We start from the raw sequence: 22,879 nt of genomic DNA, 5'->3' as shown, positions 1-22,879 counted from the left end.
AATGGCAACAATTAAAGACGTAGCAAGACATGCAGGCGTATCAACGTCAACGGTCAGCCATGTATTAAATAATACACGCTATGTTAGTGAAGATGTGTCTGCGCGCGTAAAAGCTGCCGTTGACGAGTTACGTTACGCACCTTCAGCATTGGCTCGTAGTCTTAAAGTTCAAAGTACAAAAACCTTCGGTATGCTCGTTACTACTTCTACAAACCCCTTCTTTGGTGAAGTACTAAAGGGCGTTGAACGTCGTTGTTATGAATACGGTTATAACTTGATTCTGTGCAATACCGAAGGCGATGTAGCGCGTATGCACGCAAATCTTGATACGTTATTACAGAAGCGTGTTGATGGCCTAATGTTGATGTGCAGTGAAGTTGAAAGCCAAGGTTTCAATTTATTCGAACGCCATAAACCAGTACCCACAGTTGTCATGGATTGGGGCCCAACCAATTTTTCTTGCGATAAAATACAAGATAACTCACATCGTGGTGGCTACATGGCCACACAACACCTGATTGCTAAAGGTCATACCGAGATTGGTTGTATTACTGGTGTACTAGATAAACTAACGGCACAACAGCGTTTTGCTGGATTTACTCAAGCAATGGAAGAGGCTGGTTTGTCTATCAATCCTAAGTGGGTGACTGCGGGGAATTTTGAATGTGAAGGCGGTGAAAAAGCATTTGCTGAGATGGTCGAAAATGGCCCATTACCGTCTGCGTTATTTGTTTGTAACGACATGATGGCGATGAGTGTGATTAATAGTGCCAGTAAAAAGGGTATTTCGGTACCGGAAGACTTATCTATTATCGGTTATGATGATATTAAGTTGGCAAAGTACATTACACCGTCATTAACGACTATTCATCAGCCGAAACATCGTTTAGGGCAAAAAGCAGTTGATATGTTACTTGAGCAAATTAATACCAAAAGCGAAAGTAATCAGATTATCGAGTTAGAGCCGACGTTAGTTGAACGTGACAGTGTGAAGGCGTTAAATATTGCGTAAAGGAAATTGGCGATATTTTAAACTGCATTTAAACCTTTCTTAATATAAAAGTTAGTCATTCAGGGTTGGCTTTTTACATTAAACTGAGCAATATTTATCCTACATGTGTAACACGTTGACTTGTTAGCTTCATTTTCTTTATTAATTTACTATTTAAATTTGAAAATATGTCATTTAAGGTACTTTTTTCAAATACGACATACTACTCTCGATTAACAGCCGATAGTATCTCTGCCAATTTGTTGCGAAGTGTAACGCTGTGATTTGTGATACATAAGCTTATGAACAAATATGTTTAGTGCTTTTAGATATATTGATGTTATTACCGTGTTTAAAGCGGGCCTGTAATCAAATTGTGTGGAGTCGATATGAAATGTTGCAAAGATGGTAAAATGATAAAAATAAGCCGCAACTGGTTTCAAAAGTTGTTCTACAGTAGCGTTTATAAATGTAATAGCTGTGGCAGCTTCACTAAGCTTAAAAAATAGTAACGATTGTTATTTAAGATTATAAGAAAGAGCCTATTGAAATGGAATTTCAATAGGCTCTTTTGCATCTAGCGTTAAAATATTGAATGGTGATATGTATTTTAAAGTTTAGATTCACTGACAGATTGTTATGATATTCTTATCGATTTACCTCTCCTCGAGCATTCCACGCTGCGACCTTACGGGTCAAAGTGCAGCCATTCTTGATCTGAATCATACCCAATAGTGGGTGTAGATGATTATCTGGTATTTTTACTAGTTACAGCGCGTTGGCTTAGCTAATATACTAATCAATATAATTTACCGCATAACCACTATGTATATTACTCATGTATATGTTGCATGGCGGTATTGAAAATTGATTTTTACCTGAGCTTTAAACGTAATTTAACTATCAACTAAACTAAAAGTGGAATTGTTCATGAAAACAATAAATAAAGCACTATCTCTTACATTGGCAACACTTGTTTCGATGCCAGCGCTTGCTGAAGTAAACAGCGAAGATTTTTCTTTTGGTGGCCGTGTTGAAGCAAGGGGTGTTCTTGCCGACAGTTCTTTTTCAGATGCTTCTCGCGTTCGTTTAAATGGTCAAGGTAAGCATGCAATCAATGACGATATTACTGCTGTTGGTAAATTCGAGTATGAATTAACGCAAGATAACGATACGGCTGCTACGACAAACCAAACTAAGACGCGTTATTTATACGTTGGTGCTGAGACTGCTTACGGTACGGTAACATATGGTACTCAAGATAACGCTGTTACCTACCTGACTAATTTTACCGATATGGCTGAGTACTTCAGTGGTTATACTAACGAAGAAATTACAGCGAGCGGTGATAGAGCTGAGGATACTATCCTTTATAGTGTGACCAAAGGTGATCTAACATTTAATGCATCAGCTAACCTTAAAGCGGCGGAAAATGGCGGCGGTTTGATGGTAGCTTATAAATTGCTTCCAAGCGTTGAAGTAAGTGCTGGTTATGCTGCAACAGAAGCGGCTAAGGATGAGTCAAACTCATCAGATGTATACATGCTTGGTGCGCGTTATACTAATGGTGGTATTTTAGTTTCAGGCTTAGTACAAAAAGGTACTTTAGCTGATGCTGACTTCGAAGCTGTTGATGCATTCGCATCTTATGGGTTTGGTGAGAATACAGTAAGTGTTTCATATAACTACTTGAGTGCTGATGATCAAAGCGCTGATGATGTTAACTTCGTTGCATTTGAATATGGCCGTTATATTGGTGACGTAGCAGCATACGCTGGTTATAAAGTTGCACTAGGTGATGATACTTCAGCTGGTCATGGTAACAATGGTAACGCAGATGAGTTTATCGTTGGTGCTCGTTACACTTTCTAATCCTGATACATTAATACTGTAGTTCAGTGATATAAGCCTCCTTCTTGGAGGCTTTTTTGATCTTAGTTTCTGATTATATGAATACAATCAGATCAGCATCTACTATATGAAATACGCATTTATCTGATCATTTTTAACATGGTAGTGTCTCTGGTTAATTTAGCTAACTTAAGGACGAGTTTATGCAGTCAAAATTGTTATGGGTAACCTTCACTGTATCAATGTTATTTTCATCATTATTGTATGCAAAAGCGGAAGATTTCTTTCGACTCAGTGGTGGGGGATTACTCATTAGTGGTGTCGAAATGAAGCACTCAGAAGTGATAGAAATGATCAATAAAGAAAAATTTTGGCAACGTATTGGGCGTGATCATTACATCTTGAATGCATCTGTTGGTGGTGAATTTGATGTGCAACTTAAGTTTAGTCACGGAAAGTTAAAGAAAATACTGGCAACGCAGTTAGATAGACCTTACCACCATTAGCGGATAGACCAATCTTAGATAAGTAAATTTTAGTAAACTTAAGTAAAGTAAATATACTATTATTAGGTATTTTATTAATATTTATGGTTAATTACCGCGTGAAATTCAGTTTAATCTGCGATTTCTAACTTTTTAATTATAAGCTTTAATAAAAACGGAATTGTTCATGAACAAAATAAATAAAGCATTATCTCTTACTGTGGCAACTCTTGTATCTATGCCTGTTCTTGCTGAAAACATTAACAGCGAAGATTTTTCTTTTGGTGGACGTGTTGAAGCAAGGGGCTCTCTTGCTGACAGTAGCTTTACTGATAAATCGCGTGTTCGTTTAAATGGTCAAGGTAAGCATGAGATCAACGAAGCTTTAACTGCAGTAGGTAAATTTGAATATGAACTAACACAAGATAGCAAGGAAGATGATACAACCGTTAAAAATAACACGCGTTATGCATACGTTGGTGTTGAGAGTGCTTACGGTACACTAACATACGGTACTCAAGATAACGCTGTTACATATTTAACTAACTTTACCGATGTAGCTGAAGTTTACAGTGGTTACACAAACGAAGAGTTTTCTGCAAGTGGTGATCGTTCTGAAGATACAGTGCTTTATGCAGTAACTAAAGGCGACTTAACCGTTCATGCATCAGCAAACCTAAAAGCGACTGAAAATGGCGGCGGTTTGATGGCTGCTTATAAATTACTTCCAAGTATTGAAGTAAGTGCTGGCTATGCAGCAACTGAAGCGGCTGAGGGCGATGCAGCTTCATCAGACGTATACATGCTTGGCGCGCGTTATACTAACGGTGGTGTTTTAGTTTCAGGCTTAGTACAAAAAGGTTCTGTAAATAATGATGATTTCAATGCTGTTGACGCATTTGCATCTTATGGATTCGGTGAAAATAAGGTAAGTGTTTCATATAACTATTTAGGCTTTGATAATGAAGCTCAAGATGTAAACTTCGTTGCATTTGAGTATGGTCGCTATATTGGTGATGTTGCAGCATACGCAGGTTATAAAGTTGCACTAGGTTCTGATATGTCAGCTGGACATGGTCGTAATGACAATGCTGATGAATTCATCGTTGGTGCTCGTTACTCTTTCTAATAATGATGACTTCAATGTCATGATTCATTGATGTTGGCCTCCTACTGGGATGCGTGAAATCAAAAGTTTACGCCATTACTTCTGCCGATTTTTTAGTCTTTACCATAGAAGAAAGTAGTATATCCTTTATATTAAATCTCGCTTATTTGCAGTAAGCGGGATTTTTTAATCACTTCCTCTTTGATCTGTTCAAACTCTACAAATCAACTCAAACAGGAAAAACAACAAAATCGGCAAGGGGACTAGCCCATTTCAAAGCCCTAAGTTCGTTATTGCTGTGGTGTTTCTATTATCCATTCTGGCTTATTTCATATGGTCTGCGTTTGGTCGTGACGATAATCCATCGAGTACCGATACTCAACAAGGCAGTGGACAAATTCATTCAGTTGATGACGTTTCTATTGACGAAAGCGCGGTGGTTGCTGGGACGAATATTGATTTTTACGTTACTGGGTTTACTAAACAAGTGAAATATAACTGAACAGAAGCCCACACCCGAAGATTTACTATATCTTATTTAATCTGACGGTATTCAAGGAGCGACCCTCTATTCATGATGAAAAAACATTTTCCTTCCTGCTAAACCTGTTTTAAGTAAAGAATATGCGGCCATGCTTTGTGGGGCATGGACTCATTTTACACACCTATATTATAGATAGACATTCCCCAGTTGGTATTAATTTTCCTTCACGAATCGTGAACGAAGCATTCAAACTCGCTTGCTGATAGGTGATACAGGAATCACCGGTGTTATTTGAATCTGCAAGGCTAATGATAGTAGTACCAATGTATTTACCAATACGAACTTCAAAGCCTTTCAATGTTATTATTTTATTTATTGTTTCTGGTGAGCCTTCTGGGTATGCATAGACAAGTTTTATGTCTTCACCATTAATTTTAACGGTACTTCGATCTAACTTCTCAACACTATCTAATTGAGCTCTATAGTGAACTAGATTCGCTGCGCTAATTAATGCGCCGCTTGCTGCGTGTAATGATGCTGCTTTAGTATCATCTTGAATATTTATAAATTTAGGCACCGCTGTTGCTGCTAGTATCCCTAAAACAATAATGACGATAACTAATTCAATTAGTGTAAAGCCTTGGTTTCTCGCTTTATTCATTTGTTATACCCAATATAATATTGAAATTATTAATTCAATCAATGACTAGGCTATTATAGGGCTTTATATATATCTAGTATATATTATTGATTGGTGGTGGGCGTATTTTTAGAATAGTAGAAGGTGAATGGTTTTATAATTAGTATAAACCTGTTTTAAGCAAAGAGTATGCATCCATGCTTTGTGGGGCATGGACTCATTTTACGCGCGACAACCTACATCCAATAAGTACGCTGCTCTGGCATAAAGTCGCTAGTGTCAGACATATTTCTGATTTCACCGCTTTGCTCTTCTGTTTTAGGTTCTTCTAATTTCTCGTCCTTTTCGTCAACGATATAGCTTGCATCAATTTGATGTGAACATTAAAAAGAATCAGGCCATATACGACACCTTAGATACGATGCGGGCGAATGATTTAAAAGGTAATGCGAATATTACCAAAGTACATAATCTTATTCGTCCGGTGGCCGAACAGGCCGTTAGCCACAAGTCTTTTGATTTTGCACCAATGCCATATTTCCAAAGACGCCCACGAACCCACGAACATAACCCACTTGAACGCGGTTTATCTCCGAAGAAAGGTGAACAAGTCAAAAGAAGGAAGATCCCACTTGATGTATTCAAACTCTACAAATCAACACAAACAGGTAAAAACAACAAAAGCGGCAAGGGGACTAGCCCATTTCAAAGCCCTAAGTTCGTTATTGCTGTGGTGTTTCTATTATCCATTCTGGCTTATTTCATATGGTTTGCGTTTGGTCGTGACGATAATCCATCGAGTACCGGTACTCAACAAGGCAGTGAACAAGTTCATTCAGTTGATGACGTTTCTATTGACGAAAGCGCAGTGGTTACTGGGACGAATACTGATTTTATTGATAGTGATGATAGCAGTGCGGTTATTGATGAAGTTGTTGATATTGAGCCAGAGCCTTTAATCGGTTTTGATTTCTACGTTACAGGCTTCACTAAGCAAGTGAAATACAACCGGACAGAACAGCAGCTCACGCCCGAAGATTTCTTATACCTGATTTACTTTGATGTATATAAAGATGGTCACTTAATGTTTAAGACTACAAATGAAGATTTAAACGAAGTGGGTTATACAACAAAGACATTAACGGAATGTGTTTATAAACTCAGTTATCAGGCTCGTTCGCGGATAGTAACGTGCAGGGAAGATGATAAGGCTGATGACGTTGAGCGTGATGGGGATGATTTTAATATGGATGAATCTCTACTGGCGTCAGCTCCCACTAGCTTATTGTAATGGGGGTATCTGTATAAGGTATATTATTACTTTGTATGCACTATAAATTGTATTATAAAAAGTAATGTTCACATCAACAACTCTAGGTTTAAGGGTTGTAAATCAATGATTTAAGGTATGATGGTATACTGTTTAAAATTGTGGAGGGATGTAATAATGAATAAGCGAGAAGCTGAGGTAAAATTTAATCACGTTAACCAGTCTATCAAACAGGCTAAAAGTTTAAAGTCTGCAAAGAGTCTGCTTTCGTCAATAGAAGCTTTAGAATCGATCGGGGAAAAAAACTTACAGAGATATAAATTGATTAATAAGGGTTGTTATCCATTGTTGATTGAAGGTTTAGTGGTAGATGCTCTCAATTATTCGGTAGAGTCACAACGGTTGAGTGAGTTCTTAAGTCAATTTGAACAGTGCTTAAGGAAATTTTGCGATAGGGAGTTGTACCTTAAATTCCTGAACCAATATCTTTTTACTGTAACAAAGTTGGCATTACAAGAATGGTTATCAGGAAAGAAAATATCACTTGTAGAGCTAAGTTATAGAGTATCTAATACTTTAATGACTGCAAAACCACAAGAAAAGGCGAGGCTCATTGAACTTAGAAAATTTGAAGATCTGTGTGCTAAAGGGTTTAAATCCGAGATAACAGTCCAAATTGCTTCCCAGGTTATTTGTTTACCACTTAGCTTTAATTATGAAGGCTATGATTACTCATTTGATTTTAGTCATTTGGATAATGAAAATGCTCCAATAAAATCGGAGGGAGTAGTTCTAGAAGGTGATATTCATGGTTTAAATAAACAAACATTGATTTCAATAAAGACGAATAAGTGCATCCAAAAGCCCTGCGAAGTTATTAGATTATTGAATTACTTTATTAAAGCCTATCGAGTTACTATGAATGAAGAATGGGTTCTGAAGATTAGTGATAAGTTGATCGTTGAAACAAATATTAGGTATACCTTACTTGGGGAAGAAGTTCATAGGATTATATTTCCTCCTCAGGGAACATTCAGTTCAGTCCCGAAAAAAAATCTTGATAATGCTCTTTTACTTGAGGAGTTAAAACACCCGACAAACAGTATTTGGAAGCATAGCTATTTAGATGCAAAATTGAACTTCGGGATTAATAATTTGACTCAGGCTGTAATGGATCTAAACATTGCATTTGAAAATTTTGTTGGGTTAAAAGTAGATGAGAGACTGTCTAAGAGCCTTAGTCAAGAAGAAGTAGACCTTTTTTATTCAGGTAGGTCTTACGAGAACTTAGATAGTAAGCTTCAAAAATTTATAACTAAAGATATTTTTGAGAATGAATTTTTAAGTGACAAAAACTATAAGCTACCACCGAGTACTTATAAATTAGTTGGGTACTGTAATAGGATAAAGAAATTTAGTTTGTCGAGAAAAGATATTAATTCGCTGATAAATACGATTCGAACGTATCGTAATGATATTGCACACGGTCGGCATATAGCTGATGATGATCTATTTGAACATATCCCAAAAGCATTTGAGAGCTTTGATTCTTTTCAAGCTTTATGGGATTGAGAGGCATATAGAGGAGTGCTGATACACTCCTTTTCTGTAGGTAACTCCAGTAGCTATTCGGATTTCAAAAGACTAAGCTGTAGTTTTGGTTTTGTTAGAATTAATTATTTTAATTAGCTGTGTTTTAGACAATTTTTTACCGGATGCTACTATTCTTTTTTTATCTTCATTAGATCTGTGTACTCGAATCGATATAATTTCCTGTGCTTTTAAGATCATATCTTGATTACGAATACCTCGTTCTTCACGAGCTTTGAGAACCATTCTCGCTCTATGGGCAAGCAATGCCGAACGAGCTGTACGATTTTTAATTGAATCCGCGTCAACTTTTTTATTAGCCATGAGCCTCGCCCTCCTCTAGATCTTTAAGAAAGATATATGTATTTCCTTCGTTTCTATTTTCATCAAGTACATAGTAACTATAGCCTGATTCTTCAAGTTGTGGAATAACATTCCTACGATAAAGTAAGTCATGTTGTCTTGTCGCTGGCTCGGCGAAATAAAAAATACAGTCGAAAGCCTCTTGATGAATTTGGATGATTTCGGTAACTGCTGACGTAATGTCTCTCATGCTAGCAATTCCATTTCCATATCCATTTTCAGGTATTATAAACAACTGATCTTCATCGTAAGTTAGAAAATTTACCTCTAGATCGAAATCTACCTTAAAGGTATTTAAACCAGGTTCATATACACCATCCTCTTCAATCTCACGAACAGTATCCTCTACGGATTCTAGATCTATCGTTAATTCGGTAAACCAGCAGGTATATCGAGTATCTAAGACTATAAATGGATAGGAGGCTATAACTCCATGACCTAAACTACGAATATCAATATTTTCATGATCTATGATATATGCCACTGTTATTCCTGATTATGATTTTAATTAAAAGTATACCATCCAAAATATAATTTTAATGATATCGCTATCAATTATTTATAAAAACAACTGTTTAGTGTAAAAGAAATGTTATGACTCTAACTCTAACAATGTCTGATAGTTACTATTGATATCAGTCTAACTTAATTTGGGCTTGTATGTAATAATTCGCGTCAGCTCCCACTAGCTTATTGTGATTTGAGGACGAAGGCTGAGTAACGAAAACACGATAAGCTAGAGGTTTAGGCCTCTAGCTTATATTAATAATGATACTCGGGTATAAAAACAAACAGATCAAATTTGGATTTTGATTGATCAAATAGTGAATGTGATCATCGGGGTAATAGCGGGGTATTGAGTGGTTTTGTAATCAATCTGAACCTGTTCAGATATAAGCCATTGCACGTAATTGGAGTAAATAGCAGATTTAATCTGGCGGAACTCGCGGAGCGATCCCTCTATTCATTATGAAAAAAACACCTTTCTCCCTGCAAAACCTGTTTTAAGCAAAGAGTATGCGTCCATGCTTTGTGGGGCATGGACTCATTTTACGCGCAACACCTACATCCAATAAGTACGCTGCTCTGGCATAAAGTCGCTAGTGTCAGACATATTTCTGATTTCACCACTTTGTTCTTCTGTTTTAGGCTCTTCTAATTTCTCGCCCTTTTCATCAACGATATCGCTTGCATCAATTTGTGGCGTATCCAAGTCATCAACACTAATTGGTTGATCTACTGTTGCATCTTCAACGCTGGCAGGGGCAAAAGATTGGATATTACTCGGTGGCTGGTTAATCGGTAGGTTGTTTTTGGTGCTACAACCTTGATTTAACAGGCAAAGAAAGATGATTAGCTTTAAATGTTTCATTATTACCTCATATTTAAATTGTCATATATAACAATAGGTTATGAATTAATTTGTTAAATTTTAGACAAAGAAAAGCCCATTGAATCAAACCATTCAATGGGCTGCGACACTTAGGAGGGTGCCGTTCTAACTTGCGTTTGGTGGAGTCGGGGGGAGTTGAAGCCCAAAACACTACTGGATGTAATTACAGTGTTAAAAATTTGTAATCGGTAGGCCTATCCATATGTATCTAATACGACCCATCCTATGCCGCCAAAGTGCCGCCGATCGCAATAATAAATTATGGTTGCATACAATATTATTTCTTTCATTGCTAAGTCGCAGTTTGCCAGATAAAAGTCTTGCATTTCTTTCTATAAAACTGAAAATCCAATAGAATCAGTTGAATACCAAATCTTGTAAATAATTAAGAAGACTTGAAAATAAATAACAGGATATTACGCTATTTACTGAATAGATTTTGGGAATCGGGTAATCGTAACTTCCTTTTATACAATGTTATAAGTCATTACCTAAGATATAGATGGAGCAGAGTTTAATGAAGAGGGAAGCGCAGGTTCAGTGGCTTAAGATTCGAAGAAAAAGCTTCTTTAGGCATGTGATTACTTATGGCTTGGGGTTTTGTATTCCTCTTATAGTAGGTAGTGAATTTGTTCGAAATGATTTTTATCTAGATTTGTCGTTTCAGGCATCATATAAACTTTACCTAACGATTATTTTCGGAGCCGTATTCTTTGCGGGTTGCGATTGGGTTAGCAGAGGTTGTCAGTATCGAAAGTATAAGGAAGGCCTAGTTCGAAAAAATACTGAATAATAAAGTCTTTAAGAGGATACCCAGCGCTTGGTTGAGTGTTTATGATGCTATGCCTTGAATATCGCGGTAGCACTGACCAGTATTTAACGTGGAATTACTTATAAAAGGACTTTTCAGGCTAATTTTAGCTGAAACATTGACTCCCCAATTTGGTGCAAAATTATCCCACCCTTTTTAGTCCGTTATAGCGAAGTTAGCATCTATAAATAAGTCTTAGAGTACGCATCTTACGTGAGTATGCTTTTGGTTATGCGTGTTAGATACAATATGTTAAATAGAGGGGAAGTCGGTGAAATTTAGTTGGTATGCTTAACTCATTATATATTGGATGGATATAGATCTAATTAGTTCGCTAGATGTGCGTAGCGAACTATAGACTTTAATTTTGCCTAGTTATGTCTCTGTAGGTGATTCTTGTTTAAATACATAATTCAACATTAGTTGTTCTTCATTAGATAATATGTTCTTAAGATCTTTGTTTTTATATGTAAAAATCTCACGTTCTAATCTCTTTAACTGATACGGTGAAAGGCTATCAATTGAAACTATCAGTTTATTAAAGTAGGCATCATCCATTTTGGCTACCTCGTCACTTACTTAACACATGACTTTTTAATGTACTGTGATGACTTCACATTCACGCTCTAAAGTATTTTTGATAAACCAAGATGCAAAATCAATAAACTTCATATTTGATTCTATTCGGTACTTATGGATTGCAATTCGATAGCTACATTCAATATACGCGGTTAAGTCATCTAAAATGACCTGTAAAAAATTATATTTATAAAGCGCGAGTTCTAAAGCCTTTTTATGGTAAGAATACAGCACGTTTTCGGCCTCAATACTTCCGTTATGTGCAGCTTTAATTAGTAATAATTCATCTGAAGTATTTTTTACCGTAGAGTATTTCATTTTATCGTCCTTGACCCGCTTCCATGGGGTAATATCAAAATTATCCTTTTTTAATTCTAGTTAATACATGGCGGTACTAGTGATTATTTTCTAAGTGTATATTTTTATTGTGATCTGTGTCGACTATTTCTTAATGCTTTATTATCAATGTATTAAGTATGATTTGGCGTAGTGGTTGTAGCATTTTCTTTATGAAATAACGCCTAGTTATTACAGCGTAATACCTTAAATATTCCACATGTCACCCAGATTACTTTGAGCTATTTTGGTGAGATTTGGTTTCAGAAAAATTTAACACTAATCACTTATTTATATTTTTGAAAATTTGTGAGCTGTGTCGAGAGTCAGTTTATTGAAAAATCATTAATTAGCATACGTAACTATAATGTATCAATGTAACTTTAATTTAATAGGTAGCTTATGAGATTATTTTTACTCAACATGTTTAAGAAAAATCGAGAAACAGTGAATTTAAATGAAAGACTCAAGTATGCAATTCTTGAAAACCCAAATAGGTAATGATTAGTGAGTATTTAACTTCACATCACGATAGAAAGATAAAAATATAGCTATATCAAAGGATGGATTATGGGAAAGCAGCTTAGTTACTTTATTGCTTCATTTATATTATTTTCATTTTCAGCACTTTCTAGTGAGGTACCATCTAGTATCTCTCTGAATTTAACAAGTAATAATGAGACTCGTTCATGCGTTTTTTTTGATGGTAGTGCGGAACAGAGAAAGTTAATAATGAAAAGTATCACGATGACAAAACAGAAAAATAATAGGTATCAGTGCTTAGCGCAACTTCCAGAGGATAAATTTAAATACTGTACGCTTACTGGTATTGATTTCAGTAAAGGGCAAGGGTTATGCAATGCTATCGCACAAGAAAAAAGAATAATTCTAGATGTATCAGCAACCCAAGGTTCAATTGATTGTTCTTTTATCTGTTTTTGAACTAAGCGGAATATTGGTAGGGCTTAACTCGTGTGGTTCTTAGCATTACCAAGATAAATCCGCTCTATTTACGTAATAAATTTTACTATAACCTTACGCCCTTCAAAGATTATATTTTTAGTACTACCGCTTCTAAATTTTCATACCATCCTCTAAATTATTCGTGATCAAATAATGTGGGAATGATGGTGAAGATATTTTTATTTATAGTTCTACTGAGCTTTGAAGTTCAATCCGAAGAACACTGTAATGAATATGTTATTGCGTATAATAGTGATGATATTAAAAATGTTTTTGACTCTTTTATGAATGGTATTCATGATATGCCAGCTCTTATTAGAAGTGAATATGAATCAAGGTTCTTAACTTTAGACGTAGAATCTAAAATTAAGATATTAGAAGATGTATTGAAAAACTGTTCAGTTATTCAATCAGATAACTATTTAAAAACAGTTATCGAGAAAGAGATGCAACCGTGAATTAGGGGGTACTAATGGATTACTACTTAAAGTATATAGTCATGTCGCTGCATATTATCCCGTAATAACTGCGGTTTTAATTTTATAAGACTCTTATTTATAGAAATCCTGACTTTTTCACGAGATACAGATAAACGCTCGCCTATACGTAACAAGCTAAGGGGGGGTTCATCTGTTAAACCAAATCTAAGTTCAATAATACGACGCTCAAAGTTTGGTAAACTTTCCAATAATGCTAAGAGATATTCTCGAGTACTGCCGGACTCAAATTCTGAACTAGGAGGAGTGATAGACTTATCTTCAATTATATTAACAAGTGTTGTGACAGAGCCGCTTTCAGTCGTAGCATTCTCATCTAAGTTTAATACATGAACGTAATTTGATAATGTGTCTGTGACGTCATTAATATCCATTTCTAAGGATTTGGCAATAATGATTAGATCATTATAATTAGCCAAATCTAATTTTAGTTTGTTTGCGGCCTTATTAATGCGTTTATATATTTTAGCAATATTAATAGGTATACGGATTGTTCGAGAGTTATTCATGATAGAGCGGTCTATATGATTTTTAATCCACCAAACTGCATAAGTTGAAAATCGGAACCCCTGAGTAGCATCAAATTTTTCAACCGCACGAATCAATCCTGTATTTCCTTCTTGGATTATATCGATAAGAGGAATATCGCTATATTGATAATGCTTAGCAACATTAATAACCAAGCGTAAATTTGACTCAATCATACGATTTTTAGCTCGTAAATCGCCATTTTTTGCTGCAATAGAAACCTCATACTCTTCTTCTTTTGTAAGTAGGTGGCTACTTTGCTTTACTTGTCGCATATAAGAATCTAAAGCACTTAATGTTTGAGATAATTCCATTTTTTATTCCTTTAAAGTCCGGTTATTCAATTTTATTTAATCAACTTTGAATATTAAAAGATAGGTGTTAAAGGCTGGTTGTCGACATCTACGTGACATAGTTTCATGTTATTGGGAGTTTGATCTCAAATATAGTTGAAAAATAATAGGTGTTATTGACGAAATAGGTGTTCGTGATTTTTTTAGATGTAAGGTTTTGTATTTAAAGTTTTTTATTTATTATTGTTAAGTCGTTAATATAGTTAAATGACTTATGAGTTCTCTTACTTGATATTTACAACTACTCTTTAGTAGTATATGAAATACCTATTTATGGCCTCTGTTTTTTCGTGGTAATGTACCAACTTAATTTAACTAACTTAAGGATGAGTTTATGCAGTCAAAATTTATATGGATATTTTTTATCGCTTCAATTTCATTTTCATCACTCTCTTATACGAAAGATTTTTTTCGTGTCAGTGGTGGAGATCTTTTGATTAGTAACACTGGTATGACACACTCCGAAGTAATGGAAATCATTAATAACGAGAAGTCATTTAAACAAGTTTCATATAGCCATTATATTTTAGAAGCATCGGTTGGTGGCGAGTTTGATGTGCGTTTAAGGTTTGCGGGTGGAAAGTTAATCAAAATTGTGTCTAAACAAGTAGGACGTAAAAATTACCGCTAGCCTAAGCCAACGGATTCAACCTAACCGCATCCTCTAAATGCTCTGGTGCAAAATGTGAATATTTCATCGTATCAACAATTGATGCGTGACCAAGTATTCGCTGTAGCACCAGAATATTCCCACCATTCATCATAAAATAACTCGCAAACGTGTGGCGTAACACATGGCTCATTTGCCCTTTGGGTAATTCAAAACCTGTGCGTTCTACCGCTTTGCGAAATGCTTTTAGGCTGCTGCTAAACAAATGCCCCTGTTTTTTAGGTAATCGGTCGGCAAGTTCTGAGGATATAGGGATCGTGCGTGGCTTGTTACCTTTAGTATTCATAAACGTCACTTTGTTATTATGAATATGCTCACCTTTTAAATTTTCAGCCTCACCCCAGCGGCAACCAGTCGTTAAACAAATTTCAGCAATTAGCCTTACTTGTTTATTACGGCCATTATCCAGCTCGTTAAGTAAGATAGGTATTTGTGCTTTTTGTAAAAATCCCATCTCAGGCGTTTTATATTTTAATGCTCGCATACCTGCAATCGGGTTTCCTGCTTTCCATTCACCCAAACGGTTTAATTCATTGAATAGGGCATTGAGATAAGTTTGCTCATTATTCACGGTTTTAACGCTGACTTTTTCAAGGCGTAATTTTCGGTAAGTTGAGAAGTGAGAACGGTCGAATTTCTTCGCTATTGGATTACCCATCATCTTCGATAATGCCAATAATTTACGCTTACGCTTCATGCCATCGTTTAACGCTTGGCCGTGTAAGTTGTACCAGATTTCAATTAAATCATCTAACCGCTGACTGTCATTATTAAATTCTAACCAGCCCTCATTTTTTGCTTTTACGCCCATGTATTCTTCGAAGCGCAAAGCCTCTGCTTTCGTGCTAAAGCGTTTTCTTATTCTGCGACCACCACGACCAAACGGATACATTTCAACGAGGTAGTAACCATCAGCTTGTTGTTTTATAGACATTACGTTCCCTGTAATTAGTTAATATTAAACATTGTTTTGAATTGTAACCGATAGTATGCTGGATGTATATACAGTGTTTTATAGGTGTAAAATGGACGTTAAATATATTCGTGCTTACAAACTCATGGAAGAGTTAATCTTAATTAACCAGATGCCAGACTCGTTAGAAAAAGCGAAAGTCTGGCGTGCGTGGAATATTAAAGCGATGGAATGGGGAGGTGATATTAAGCTGTCTGAGTCTCGCTCTCGTCTGCATCTTGTGCAATCAATTTCCCACCCTGTTCAACAAAGTCATGGCGCATTAAATCAGAAAGCATAGAAAACTGTATTTCTGGTTTAGCCGTTAACCAACCTAATGAAATAGACGTTGTGATCGTTTTCTTAAACGCTGTATTTAATAACTCTTCTGGTACACCATCACCACTCATTTTCGGTGTTTTATCACCTGGGGCAACTTGTCCAGCTTCAAGATTAACTTTTCCAGTTGTTAACCATAGAGCATATTGCGGGAATTTATCTGATATTTTCAAAAAAGCACTCATGGCAACTTCGGTATTACCAAGCTCATATTTTTGGTAAGAGCGGAATGGTATATCGGTAAGTTTTGCAAAGTTTGTTTGCGTGTATCCGTGAGTATTTCTGATTAACTTAATCTTTTCTTTTAATTCCATTTGACTTTGTACCATATTTGGGTCTAGTATTTATACCAATCACCCAAATCAGGTACATTCAATCTAAAATGTACCTTTACAGGGTTAACCTCGTATTACAACAACAGGAAGTTGCAATGTCGATAGCTATTTTAATAGATGCCCCTTTTTTACCTGTTTCTGAGTACGCACGACGTACAGGGCAATCAGAAAGAACGATCCGCAACGATATGGAAGCGGGATTAATACCCTTTTATCAACGTTACCGTGGTTCAAAGCGTCTTGTAAATATGGTGCAACTACTGCAAATGGCAAATGTTGGTGCCAATGAATTAGAGCCTTGGAACAACCCCGAAGAAGTTTTAAGGCTCAACAGTTAACGGATTTAACGATTTAAACAGGGATAGAAACATGCAAATTAATATTGAAAACGACAAATTTGGAGAGGGCGTAATAGTTCAAGTAATTGATAACGGTTGCTTGATGCAGTTACGTGGCATTACCCGCGCTGAAATAGTTTATGTCGATAAAGGCCAGATTCATTTCGCATTAGAAAACGACCAAGGCATGACAGGCTGCATTGTTGCTTACAACAAACAAGCCGACAAAATACAAACCGATTTAGCCCACTGCGGTATTGAGGTTCGTAACGATGTATTTGATGCCATTGCTTGTTAGCGCCCGTTAGCAGGTACAAATAAAACGTCATAAGGATGTAGGCGTAAATTAATAATACAGGGAGTATTAAATGAGTATTTTTATTTCAAACGGCTTTGTTGTTAAGTCAGGTAAAGATCATTACCAATACGGCAAACACTCACCAGCATATGTAAACATTGTTGGTCAACGCTTTGGGTTATTGGTCGTTGTTAAGCAAGATGCAGGTAAGGGCGTTGAATGTCTTTGTGATTGTGGTCGAACCCATGTTGAAAAATTCACGGTTGATTTACGTCGCGGTACACGTAAAAGCTGCGGTATTTGTAACAACAGAGCTAACCCTCGTTTTAGCCAAGCCGAAGATGCAATTATTCGAAAACATGCTGGTCGTAAATCGCCTACTGAAATAGCAAAGTTAGTCACTGCACTTGGTTTCCGTAAAGCAACTTATTCAACTATTAAAAATAGAGCGCAGCGCAAAGGTATTTCACTGCGACGATATGGTGAATTATACCCGCACTCTAAAGGCACTGATGACGAAGTTGAGTTATGTCGTCAACTCTCTGATGCTGGTTTAACACCGACTGTCATTGCTGAAAAAATGGAATTCACTATTCCGCACGTTAATAAGATCATTCATTATCGCACTCGTACCCAACGAGCCGATGCAACTTTTCGTCTGTAACGCTTATGCAATTAAGCCAAGACTACAGAACGGAACTCGGTGGTAATCCACTTAGACAAATCCCAACAGAACTGCGTGAAGAACTAGCGCAGTTTGTCACCCGCCAGTCACGTGTCAATCCGATGCTGTGCCGTGTGTCGGATAGTAAATCAACTTATGGTAAAGCAACTGCACAACAGACAGTGTTTGATTTTGCTAATCATGTTGTTGCCAAGCTCGATTTCCCTTTCGATATTAAAAACTTCTTGATGAAAGGTGCTACCGCTCGCGTTAAGAAGTACGGTTTTAAGCGTGCTTTTAACTTTGTTACTTCTCGTTCATCGGAAGTCGCAACGGCCCTTAATGCGTTACCTGTTCACTTTAACCAAATAGATACTGAGTACAAACGTGTGCGACTTGCCGATAAACTGACAAGTCTTTCTCGTTTGCATTTAAACAAGGCACTAGAGGCGGGACATTCCCCACTTGAAGCACTGCAAGCAATTAATGAGGCAACGGGTTTAGCCTTGTGGATACCGCACTTTTTACCGAAAGCAGGTAATGACGACAGTGTGTATTTTAGTATTCTCGCCCGTACCGATGATGATGCTGTGTGGTTACGTGCTATCAATACCAAAGTAACGCGGGTATTTGAAACGGCAAGGCGTGCTGCTGGAATGGTTTCACCTAGTGTGAGTCCTTATGCCTCATACACATCTAGGCAATGGCTTAAAGATCGTCAGCGTAAACAAACTGAATGGTTAGAAATGATGACCATCGAAAGTGAATGTGGTGAGTCGTTAAACCTTAAAGACGTACATGATGCGTCAACGTCCAACCCTGCTAATAGACGTAATGAGTTAATGACTCGCATTGCAGGTTGTCAGGAATATGCAGACGCAAATGAACATGTTGCTTTGTTTGTCACGATGACAGCCCCCGGTCGCTACCATAGATTAAAAAAACACGGTCAGTATTTTGTTGAGAATAAAAACTGGGCGGGGCATGCACCTGTTGATGCACATAATTGGTTGTCGCGTTCGTGGGTACGCTTTCGCGCAGCTGCCGATAGACGTGATTTTTTATACTACGGTTTACGTGTTGTTGAACCGCATGTTGATGGTACACCGCATTGGCATTGTGTTTTCTTCATGCCGTTATCAAGTGTTGCTGGTTTCAGTGAGCAGTTAAATCATTATCAGTGCCAGTTTGATGCAGATGAACTACGCCACCAAAACGGCACGATTAATCACTCTGCTGTTAACGCTCGTATCAAGATTGAGTTAATTGATAGTGATAAAGGCGATGCCGTTGCCTATATCGCTAAGTACATATCTAAAAATATTGATGCCCATAAATTAGATGGCCTCAAAGACACCGATTCAAAAAAGGTCGATTTGCAGGAATCAGTGCAGAACGTCACGGCTTGGTCGCGTACCTTTGGCTTTCGTCAATTTCAATTCCAAAAAACTCCCTCGGTTACAGTCTGGCGTGAACTGCGCAGAATGACCAACAAACTTCAAGATACGGCCTTTGAGCGTATTCGCTGTGCGGCTGATTCAGGCTTTTTCTCTGCGTACTTTGATTACATGGGCGGTCACACGGTTAAGCAAACCGATAGACCTGTGAAAGCCTGTTACGAAGAGAAAGAAAACAAGTATCAAGAAATGGTGAAGAAGATTAGTGGTGTTAGTGGCCGTACTGTTGAGGACACGTTATTGACCATACTCACGCACGAAAAACAGTGGTCGTTGGTGAAGAAAGAAGATGCGAAACCAAGCCCTGCTGTTTTGTCTTTAGGCGCTCTTGTTTCAAGCCCTTTATCTTTAGGTACTACAGAAAGCGGCGGGAGCCGTTTTCCTTGGACTCGTGTCAATAACTGTACGCAAGACCAAAAGCGCTCGCTTTTGGTCAGTGATGAAGATTACTTAAAGTGGTATTTCGCCCCCACAAGGGGCGATGAACCCGATATTAAATCGTGGGAGTCGATACGACCCGCGATGTAATCAAAAAGAAAATGCACTAAAACAAATTTAATTCCGTTTGCCACCCAAGGCGGCTCTAAACATGGCGCTTAATGGACGCATACACACCAAACGGAGACATTGTTATGTCATTACAGCTAGGAAGTTTTGTAGTCGGTATCTGCAAGGATTTTCGTTCAGAGCCTTGGAACACTGACCCTACTAAATTTAATCATCGTTTGATTATCTCGCGCCCGTATTCAGACCAATACGGCAACGAGCAAACAGATGTAACCATCATTGATATTAATTCAGATGATGTGCACTCGGTACAAAACCAAGTGGCTTCATTTCGCAATAAAGCCATTATCTGCCCTGTTGCTATTGCAGCTCGGGCAGGTGGTCGCAATGGCGCATGGTTATCAAGCCGTATGCCACGTAATGAAAAGTTACAGCTCTTAGATAGTGTCGTTAAACAAGTGGCTGTACAGAAATGATTTGTGTCGGGCTAACCTCAGAAAACTTCGTAAAAGCAGAAACGTGTACGAGCGAAAGTTTAGTGCTAGTTAGTTCGACCGAATACAGTGCATTAGCTAATAACAATTTAGCGACTGTGCTACACGAAATCTTTGCGTTCGATATGGAAGTCTTTTCAGTAGTTATCGGCTCATCGTTATTGATGTTCTTAGTGTCACATGGCACTGGGTCTGTCGTTCGCTGGCTAGGACGAGCTTAGTCAGTACCTTACTTTTATTATATGGAAATAATTATTATGCAAAATATTAAAACAAATCTAAAACGTGGTGCGGTTGCTGTAGTAGCTGCGGGTTCTTCACTTGCTGTTAATGCGGCTGATTACACAACTGAAATTGGTGCTGCGGGTAGTGAAGCGAATACCAACCAAGCGGCTGTGATGGGCGCGGTAATTGCGCTTGCTGTTATCGGCTTTGGTGTGACTGCATTAGTGTCGTGGATGCGCAAGTAATACGTGGCCACATCAATACTGCTCGGGGCATTGTTTAGTTACTGCATTGTCGAGGGATTTAAAACGGGCATTATTGCCAGTTAATACAAGGGGGCGGCTTAGGTCGCCTTTTTTGATCTTATGAAACGGATTTTCATTTTATTTTGTTTGATTTTTAGTGGTAGTTCTCTTGCTGATTATTATTACACTAGGGTTGTTGAAGTTTATGTTATGGATAATAGGGAAGATGACCATCTTGTAACTGTTGAACTTTATTCGTTATCTATTGAAGCATCAAATGCTGCGCTTTGTGGTGGTACATGGACTTATTATACTCCTGTTTATACTTGCACTGCTGGTAATATTATTAAAAAATATAACATCTTAAGATTTGATACACCTAGTGACACGTGTCCGGAAGGGACTGTTTTTGATGTTGCATCAGGGCTTTGTATTGTTCCTTTTGATTGTGATGCTATTAGTAAATCAAATGAATATATGACTGCTCGAAATAGTTGTTTTGATATTGGTGGTGAATTTAAATTCCAATGTTCTGACTCTGGTTATTCCATGTTTTGCGAACAACCCTCTTTTTGTTCATCCAATGAAGCGCAGAATCAAATCGCTGATGCTCGAAATTTATGTTCAATTAATGCAGCTGGTGAACCTTTTACGTTTACTTCCTCTTGCAGTGAACAAACGCGAAGTGTAACGACTAATTGCGTTGTTGATACATGTACTAGCTTGGATTGTATCGGCGGTGGTGAATCTGGTGGTGGTGAATCTGGCGGTGGAGAATCTGGTGGTGGCGAATCTGGCGGTGGTGAATCTGGCGGTGGAGAATCTGGCGGTGGAGAATCTGGTGGTGGCGAATCTGGCGGTGGCGAATCTGGCGGTGGCGGAACTGATCCTGATTGTCAGCTTAATTGTGTTGAACCCGATCCCCCATTACCGTGTGACAACCCTTTAGCAGATCCTAATAATTGTACCTCTGGCTCTAACTCTGATTTATCTGAGGTGATTCTTCGTTTGGATACCATGACCACGAATCAATTAAGGCAGCTTGAAGCGATGCAGCAAGAGAACGCCAAGACTAATGACCTAAATGAAAAAACTAAAATTACGAATCTGATGCTTGAAAGAATCAATGTTAATCAGAAAATTATGAATGATAAATTTGATGTGAACATTAAAAAGAATCAGGCCATATACGACACCTTAGATACGATGCGGGCGAATGATTTAAAAGGTAATGCGAATATTACCGATGCGTTAGACCGTAGCAGCACCAGTAATAATAAATTATTGCGTGATTTAAATACTTCGCTTGGTGGTCTTGGTAATAAGCTCGATGAACTTAAACCCAAAGAACCTGCTCCCGAACCAGACCCAGAACCCGAAGATAGTGGAATGGGGAAAGTTAATATTGATGATGTAGATAAATCTTTAATTAATAGTTTGTTCTCTAGCGATAAGAAAGACGAATTAAAAGATGAAATCGCAGCGTTAGATAAAGCACTTACCGATGGTATTGATTCTAATATTAAGGATTTAAAAAAATCTTTTACCGTATCTGTATCGAGTTCTGCGCAATCGGATGTTGGCTTTAATATTAGCGTAGCGGGAATGTCTATTGCTGTGCCTAACCCTTTAACTACATGGTCTAAATACTATGGTGAGATCGGTGTCATCGTCATGTTATTAGCTTCAATGTCTGCATTGGTGATCGTATGTTCAAAAAATTAATTCTAATCACGTTTGTTTTATTCACCCCATCTGCATTTGCGAATGATTGGTCATTTGGTGAGATATTTTCGACTGTCGATGCACTGGCAACGAATGTCACTACATTCTTCTTTGATGATGTGCCTAACCTGATTGATAGGGCAATGGCGTATTTTTTTGAGTTGCTTATCTATGCACAAATTAAAACGACTATCTACGCCATGCAAACAGGTTTCACTGTAGCGAAATTAATTGTGTCAGATTTTGGCATCGTGCAAATGGTCGAAACATTCGCGGGGCAGCTGCCAGCCGACATTCGCCACGCAGCGGTGAAGATGAATATATTCAATGCGTTTAATTTAATTGTTGAGGCGTATATCGCCCGATTCGTTATTAGCTATCTATAAGG

27 protein-coding genes are annotated in these 22,879 nt (G+C 37.5%); 19 read left to right on the top strand and 8 right to left on the bottom strand.

Annotated features, from left to right (window positions below; all coding sequences use genetic code 11):
- The first annotated feature begins 1 nt into the window (after position 1).
- The 5 genes from HWV00_RS17140 to HWV00_RS17120 all read left to right on the top strand — a co-directional run bounded on the left by HWV00_RS17140 (position 2) and on the right by HWV00_RS17120 (position 4,937).
- A complete protein-coding gene (locus HWV00_RS17140; RefSeq protein WP_211683314.1) occupies positions 2 to 1,012 on the top strand; it encodes a substrate-binding domain-containing protein in 1,011 nt (336 codons plus the stop codon).
- 909 nt (positions 1,013 to 1,921) lie between these two features.
- Entirely contained in the window at positions 1,922 to 2,863 is a 942-nt protein-coding gene (locus tag HWV00_RS17135) for a porin (protein ID WP_211683311.1), read from the top strand.
- A 182-nt stretch (positions 2,864 to 3,045) separates the two neighbouring features.
- Positions 3,046 to 3,348 (top strand): hypothetical protein, encoded by a 303-nt coding sequence (locus HWV00_RS17130; RefSeq protein WP_211683309.1) that lies wholly within the window; start codon positions 3,046 to 3,048, stop codon positions 3,346 to 3,348.
- Positions 3,349 to 3,514: 166 nt separating this feature from the next.
- Complete coding sequence (locus HWV00_RS17125; protein ID WP_211683307.1) at positions 3,515 to 4,456, top strand: porin; 942 nt, start codon at positions 3,515 to 3,517, stop codon at positions 4,454 to 4,456.
- A 277-nt stretch (positions 4,457 to 4,733) separates the two neighbouring features.
- Positions 4,734 to 4,937 (top strand): hypothetical protein, encoded by a 204-nt coding sequence (locus HWV00_RS17120; RefSeq protein ID WP_211683305.1) that lies wholly within the window; start codon positions 4,734 to 4,736, stop codon positions 4,935 to 4,937.
- Positions 4,938 to 5,100: 163 nt separating this feature from the next.
- Here the strand turns inward: HWV00_RS17120 and HWV00_RS21605 are convergent, their stop codons facing one another.
- Positions 5,101 to 5,580 (bottom strand): type II secretion system protein, encoded by a 480-nt coding sequence (locus HWV00_RS21605; RefSeq protein ID WP_211683303.1) that lies wholly within the window; start codon positions 5,578 to 5,580, stop codon positions 5,101 to 5,103.
- A 340-nt stretch (positions 5,581 to 5,920) separates the two neighbouring features.
- On the opposite strand from HWV00_RS21605, the gene HWV00_RS17110 reads away from it, so the two are divergent.
- Complete coding sequence (locus HWV00_RS17110; protein WP_211683301.1) at positions 5,921 to 6,850, top strand: zonular occludens toxin domain-containing protein; 930 nt, start codon at positions 5,921 to 5,923, stop codon at positions 6,848 to 6,850.
- A gap of 156 nt (positions 6,851 to 7,006) precedes the next feature.
- Positions 7,007 to 8,401 carry a hypothetical protein gene (locus HWV00_RS17105; RefSeq protein ID WP_211683299.1) on the top strand — a complete coding sequence of 465 codons (1,395 nt, stop codon included), beginning with the start codon at positions 7,007 to 7,009 and terminating at the stop codon, positions 8,399 to 8,401.
- A 72-nt stretch (positions 8,402 to 8,473) separates the two neighbouring features.
- Here the strand turns inward: HWV00_RS17105 and HWV00_RS17100 are convergent, their stop codons facing one another.
- The 4 genes from HWV00_RS17100 to HWV00_RS17085 form a co-directional block, all read right to left on the bottom strand.
- Complete coding sequence (locus HWV00_RS17100; protein WP_211683297.1) at positions 8,474 to 8,743, bottom strand: hypothetical protein; 270 nt, start codon at positions 8,741 to 8,743, stop codon at positions 8,474 to 8,476.
- Positions 8,736 to 9,266 (bottom strand): hypothetical protein, encoded by a 531-nt coding sequence (locus tag HWV00_RS17095; RefSeq protein WP_211683295.1) that lies wholly within the window; start codon positions 9,264 to 9,266, stop codon positions 8,736 to 8,738. The genes HWV00_RS17100 and HWV00_RS17095 overlap by 8 nt, the downstream gene beginning before the upstream one ends.
- Positions 9,267 to 9,845: 579 nt before the next feature.
- On the bottom strand, positions 9,846 to 10,154 hold the full coding sequence (locus HWV00_RS17090) for a hypothetical protein (RefSeq protein WP_211683293.1): 309 nt from the start codon (positions 10,152 to 10,154) through the stop codon (positions 9,846 to 9,848).
- A 1,426-nt stretch (positions 10,155 to 11,580) separates the two neighbouring features.
- Positions 11,581 to 11,883: a hypothetical protein gene (locus HWV00_RS17085; protein WP_211683291.1), complete on the bottom strand. Its 303-nt coding sequence runs from the start codon at positions 11,881 to 11,883 to the stop codon at positions 11,581 to 11,583.
- Between the two features lie 588 nt (positions 11,884 to 12,471).
- On the opposite strand from HWV00_RS17085, the gene HWV00_RS17080 reads away from it, so the two are divergent.
- Both HWV00_RS17080 and HWV00_RS17075 read left to right on the top strand, forming a co-directional pair.
- Positions 12,472 to 12,843, top strand: a complete 372-nt coding sequence (locus HWV00_RS17080; RefSeq protein WP_211683289.1) for a hypothetical protein — start codon at positions 12,472 to 12,474, stop codon at positions 12,841 to 12,843.
- 182 nt (positions 12,844 to 13,025) lie between these two features.
- Complete coding sequence (locus HWV00_RS17075; RefSeq protein ID WP_211683287.1) at positions 13,026 to 13,322, top strand: hypothetical protein; 297 nt, start codon at positions 13,026 to 13,028, stop codon at positions 13,320 to 13,322.
- 26 nt (positions 13,323 to 13,348) lie between these two features.
- On the opposite strand, the gene HWV00_RS17070 is transcribed toward HWV00_RS17075, so the two are convergent.
- Positions 13,349 to 14,203: an RNA polymerase sigma factor RpoD/SigA gene (locus HWV00_RS17070; protein WP_211683286.1), complete on the bottom strand. Its 855-nt coding sequence runs from the start codon at positions 14,201 to 14,203 to the stop codon at positions 13,349 to 13,351.
- Between the two features lie 373 nt (positions 14,204 to 14,576).
- Here HWV00_RS17070 and HWV00_RS17065 point away from each other — a divergent pair, with 373 nt between their 5' ends.
- A complete protein-coding gene (locus HWV00_RS17065) occupies positions 14,577 to 14,873 on the top strand; it encodes a hypothetical protein (protein ID WP_211683284.1) in 297 nt (98 codons plus the stop codon).
- A gap of 1 nt (position 14,874) precedes the next feature.
- Here the strand turns inward: HWV00_RS17065 and HWV00_RS17060 are convergent, their stop codons facing one another.
- Positions 14,875 to 15,846 carry a tyrosine-type recombinase/integrase gene (locus HWV00_RS17060; protein ID WP_211683281.1) on the bottom strand — a complete coding sequence of 324 codons (972 nt, stop codon included), beginning with the start codon at positions 15,844 to 15,846 and terminating at the stop codon, positions 14,875 to 14,877.
- A 224-nt stretch (positions 15,847 to 16,070) separates the two neighbouring features.
- Complete coding sequence (locus HWV00_RS17055; protein ID WP_211683280.1) at positions 16,071 to 16,517, bottom strand: helix-turn-helix transcriptional regulator; 447 nt, start codon at positions 16,515 to 16,517, stop codon at positions 16,071 to 16,073.
- A 116-nt stretch (positions 16,518 to 16,633) separates the two neighbouring features.
- Here HWV00_RS17055 and HWV00_RS17050 point away from each other — a divergent pair, with 116 nt between their 5' ends.
- The 9 genes from HWV00_RS17050 to HWV00_RS17010 all read left to right on the top strand — a co-directional run bounded on the left by HWV00_RS17050 (position 16,634) and on the right by HWV00_RS17010 (position 22,877).
- Positions 16,634 to 16,876 carry a hypothetical protein gene (locus HWV00_RS17050; protein ID WP_211683278.1) on the top strand — a complete coding sequence of 81 codons (243 nt, stop codon included), beginning with the start codon at positions 16,634 to 16,636 and terminating at the stop codon, positions 16,874 to 16,876.
- 31 nt (positions 16,877 to 16,907) lie between these two features.
- A complete protein-coding gene (locus HWV00_RS17045) occupies positions 16,908 to 17,174 on the top strand; it encodes a hypothetical protein (protein WP_211683277.1) in 267 nt (88 codons plus the stop codon).
- 70 nt (positions 17,175 to 17,244) lie between these two features.
- Positions 17,245 to 17,838: a hypothetical protein gene (locus tag HWV00_RS17040; protein ID WP_211683275.1), complete on the top strand. Its 594-nt coding sequence runs from the start codon at positions 17,245 to 17,247 to the stop codon at positions 17,836 to 17,838.
- 5 nt (positions 17,839 to 17,843) lie between these two features.
- Positions 17,844 to 19,823, top strand: a complete 1,980-nt coding sequence (locus HWV00_RS17035; protein ID WP_211683273.1) for a replication endonuclease — start codon at positions 17,844 to 17,846, stop codon at positions 19,821 to 19,823.
- A gap of 104 nt (positions 19,824 to 19,927) precedes the next feature.
- Positions 19,928 to 20,278: a hypothetical protein gene (locus HWV00_RS17030; protein ID WP_211683271.1), complete on the top strand. Its 351-nt coding sequence runs from the start codon at positions 19,928 to 19,930 to the stop codon at positions 20,276 to 20,278.
- Positions 20,275 to 20,517, top strand: coding sequence for a hypothetical protein (locus tag HWV00_RS17025; RefSeq protein ID WP_211683269.1), 243 nt, complete (start codon positions 20,275 to 20,277; stop codon positions 20,515 to 20,517). The genes HWV00_RS17030 and HWV00_RS17025 overlap by 4 nt, the downstream gene beginning before the upstream one ends.
- A 36-nt stretch (positions 20,518 to 20,553) precedes the next feature.
- On the top strand, positions 20,554 to 20,766 hold the full coding sequence (locus HWV00_RS17020; RefSeq protein WP_211683267.1) for a hypothetical protein: 213 nt from the start codon (positions 20,554 to 20,556) through the stop codon (positions 20,764 to 20,766).
- A 210-nt stretch (positions 20,767 to 20,976) separates the two neighbouring features.
- On the top strand, positions 20,977 to 22,491 hold the full coding sequence (locus HWV00_RS17015) for a hypothetical protein (RefSeq protein ID WP_211683265.1): 1,515 nt from the start codon (positions 20,977 to 20,979) through the stop codon (positions 22,489 to 22,491).
- Positions 22,476 to 22,877, top strand: a complete 402-nt coding sequence (locus HWV00_RS17010) for a hypothetical protein (RefSeq protein ID WP_211683262.1) — start codon at positions 22,476 to 22,478, stop codon at positions 22,875 to 22,877. The genes HWV00_RS17015 and HWV00_RS17010 overlap by 16 nt, the downstream gene beginning before the upstream one ends.
- The last annotated feature ends 2 nt before the right edge of the window (positions 22,878 to 22,879 follow it).

It is taken from the genome of Moritella sp. 24, assembly GCF_018219155.1.
GTDB lineage: Bacteria > Pseudomonadota > Gammaproteobacteria > Enterobacterales > Moritellaceae > Moritella.
The sequence above is the reverse complement of the archived record's forward strand: the minus strand, read 5'-3'. Positions and strand labels throughout refer to the sequence as shown.

Excerpts from the sequence above, each read along its gene's own strand:
- HWV00_RS17140 (WP_211683314.1), top strand. The coding sequence starts at position 2 with ATGGCAACAATTAAAGACGTAGCAAGACATGCAGGCGTATCAACGTCA.
- HWV00_RS17135 (WP_211683311.1), top strand. The coding sequence starts at position 1,922 with ATGAAAACAATAAATAAAGCACTATCTCTTACATTGGCAACACTTGTT.
- HWV00_RS17130 (WP_211683309.1), top strand. The coding sequence starts at position 3,046 with ATGCAGTCAAAATTGTTATGGGTAACCTTCACTGTATCAATGTTATTT.
- HWV00_RS17125 (WP_211683307.1), top strand. The coding sequence starts at position 3,515 with ATGAACAAAATAAATAAAGCATTATCTCTTACTGTGGCAACTCTTGTA.
- HWV00_RS21605 (WP_211683303.1), bottom strand. The coding sequence starts at position 5,580 with ATGAATAAAGCGAGAAACCAAGGCTTTACACTAATTGAATTAGTTATC.
- HWV00_RS17105 (WP_211683299.1), top strand. The coding sequence starts at position 7,007 with ATGAATAAGCGAGAAGCTGAGGTAAAATTTAATCACGTTAACCAGTCT.
- HWV00_RS17100 (WP_211683297.1), bottom strand. The coding sequence starts at position 8,743 with ATGGCTAATAAAAAAGTTGACGCGGATTCAATTAAAAATCGTACAGCT.
- HWV00_RS17090 (WP_211683293.1), bottom strand. The coding sequence starts at position 10,154 with ATGAAACATTTAAAGCTAATCATCTTTCTTTGCCTGTTAAATCAAGGT.
- HWV00_RS17085 (WP_211683291.1), bottom strand. The coding sequence starts at position 11,883 with ATGAAATACTCTACGGTAAAAAATACTTCAGATGAATTATTACTAATT.
- HWV00_RS17080 (WP_211683289.1), top strand. The coding sequence starts at position 12,472 with ATGGGAAAGCAGCTTAGTTACTTTATTGCTTCATTTATATTATTTTCA.
- HWV00_RS17075 (WP_211683287.1), top strand. The coding sequence starts at position 13,026 with ATGATGGTGAAGATATTTTTATTTATAGTTCTACTGAGCTTTGAAGTT.
- HWV00_RS17070 (WP_211683286.1), bottom strand. The coding sequence starts at position 14,203 with ATGGAATTATCTCAAACATTAAGTGCTTTAGATTCTTATATGCGACAA.
- HWV00_RS17065 (WP_211683284.1), top strand. The coding sequence starts at position 14,577 with ATGCAGTCAAAATTTATATGGATATTTTTTATCGCTTCAATTTCATTT.
- HWV00_RS17060 (WP_211683281.1), bottom strand. The coding sequence starts at position 15,846 with ATGTCTATAAAACAACAAGCTGATGGTTACTACCTCGTTGAAATGTAT.
- HWV00_RS17055 (WP_211683280.1), bottom strand. The coding sequence starts at position 16,517 with ATGGAATTAAAAGAAAAGATTAAGTTAATCAGAAATACTCACGGATAC.
- HWV00_RS17050 (WP_211683278.1), top strand. The coding sequence starts at position 16,634 with ATGTCGATAGCTATTTTAATAGATGCCCCTTTTTTACCTGTTTCTGAG.
- HWV00_RS17045 (WP_211683277.1), top strand. The coding sequence starts at position 16,908 with ATGCAAATTAATATTGAAAACGACAAATTTGGAGAGGGCGTAATAGTT.
- HWV00_RS17040 (WP_211683275.1), top strand. The coding sequence starts at position 17,245 with ATGAGTATTTTTATTTCAAACGGCTTTGTTGTTAAGTCAGGTAAAGAT.
- HWV00_RS17035 (WP_211683273.1), top strand. The coding sequence starts at position 17,844 with ATGCAATTAAGCCAAGACTACAGAACGGAACTCGGTGGTAATCCACTT.
- HWV00_RS17030 (WP_211683271.1), top strand. The coding sequence starts at position 19,928 with ATGTCATTACAGCTAGGAAGTTTTGTAGTCGGTATCTGCAAGGATTTT.
- HWV00_RS17025 (WP_211683269.1), top strand. The coding sequence starts at position 20,275 with ATGATTTGTGTCGGGCTAACCTCAGAAAACTTCGTAAAAGCAGAAACG.
- HWV00_RS17020 (WP_211683267.1), top strand. The coding sequence starts at position 20,554 with ATGCAAAATATTAAAACAAATCTAAAACGTGGTGCGGTTGCTGTAGTA.
- HWV00_RS17015 (WP_211683265.1), top strand. The coding sequence starts at position 20,977 with ATGGATAATAGGGAAGATGACCATCTTGTAACTGTTGAACTTTATTCG.
- HWV00_RS17010 (WP_211683262.1), top strand. The coding sequence starts at position 22,476 with ATGTTCAAAAAATTAATTCTAATCACGTTTGTTTTATTCACCCCATCT.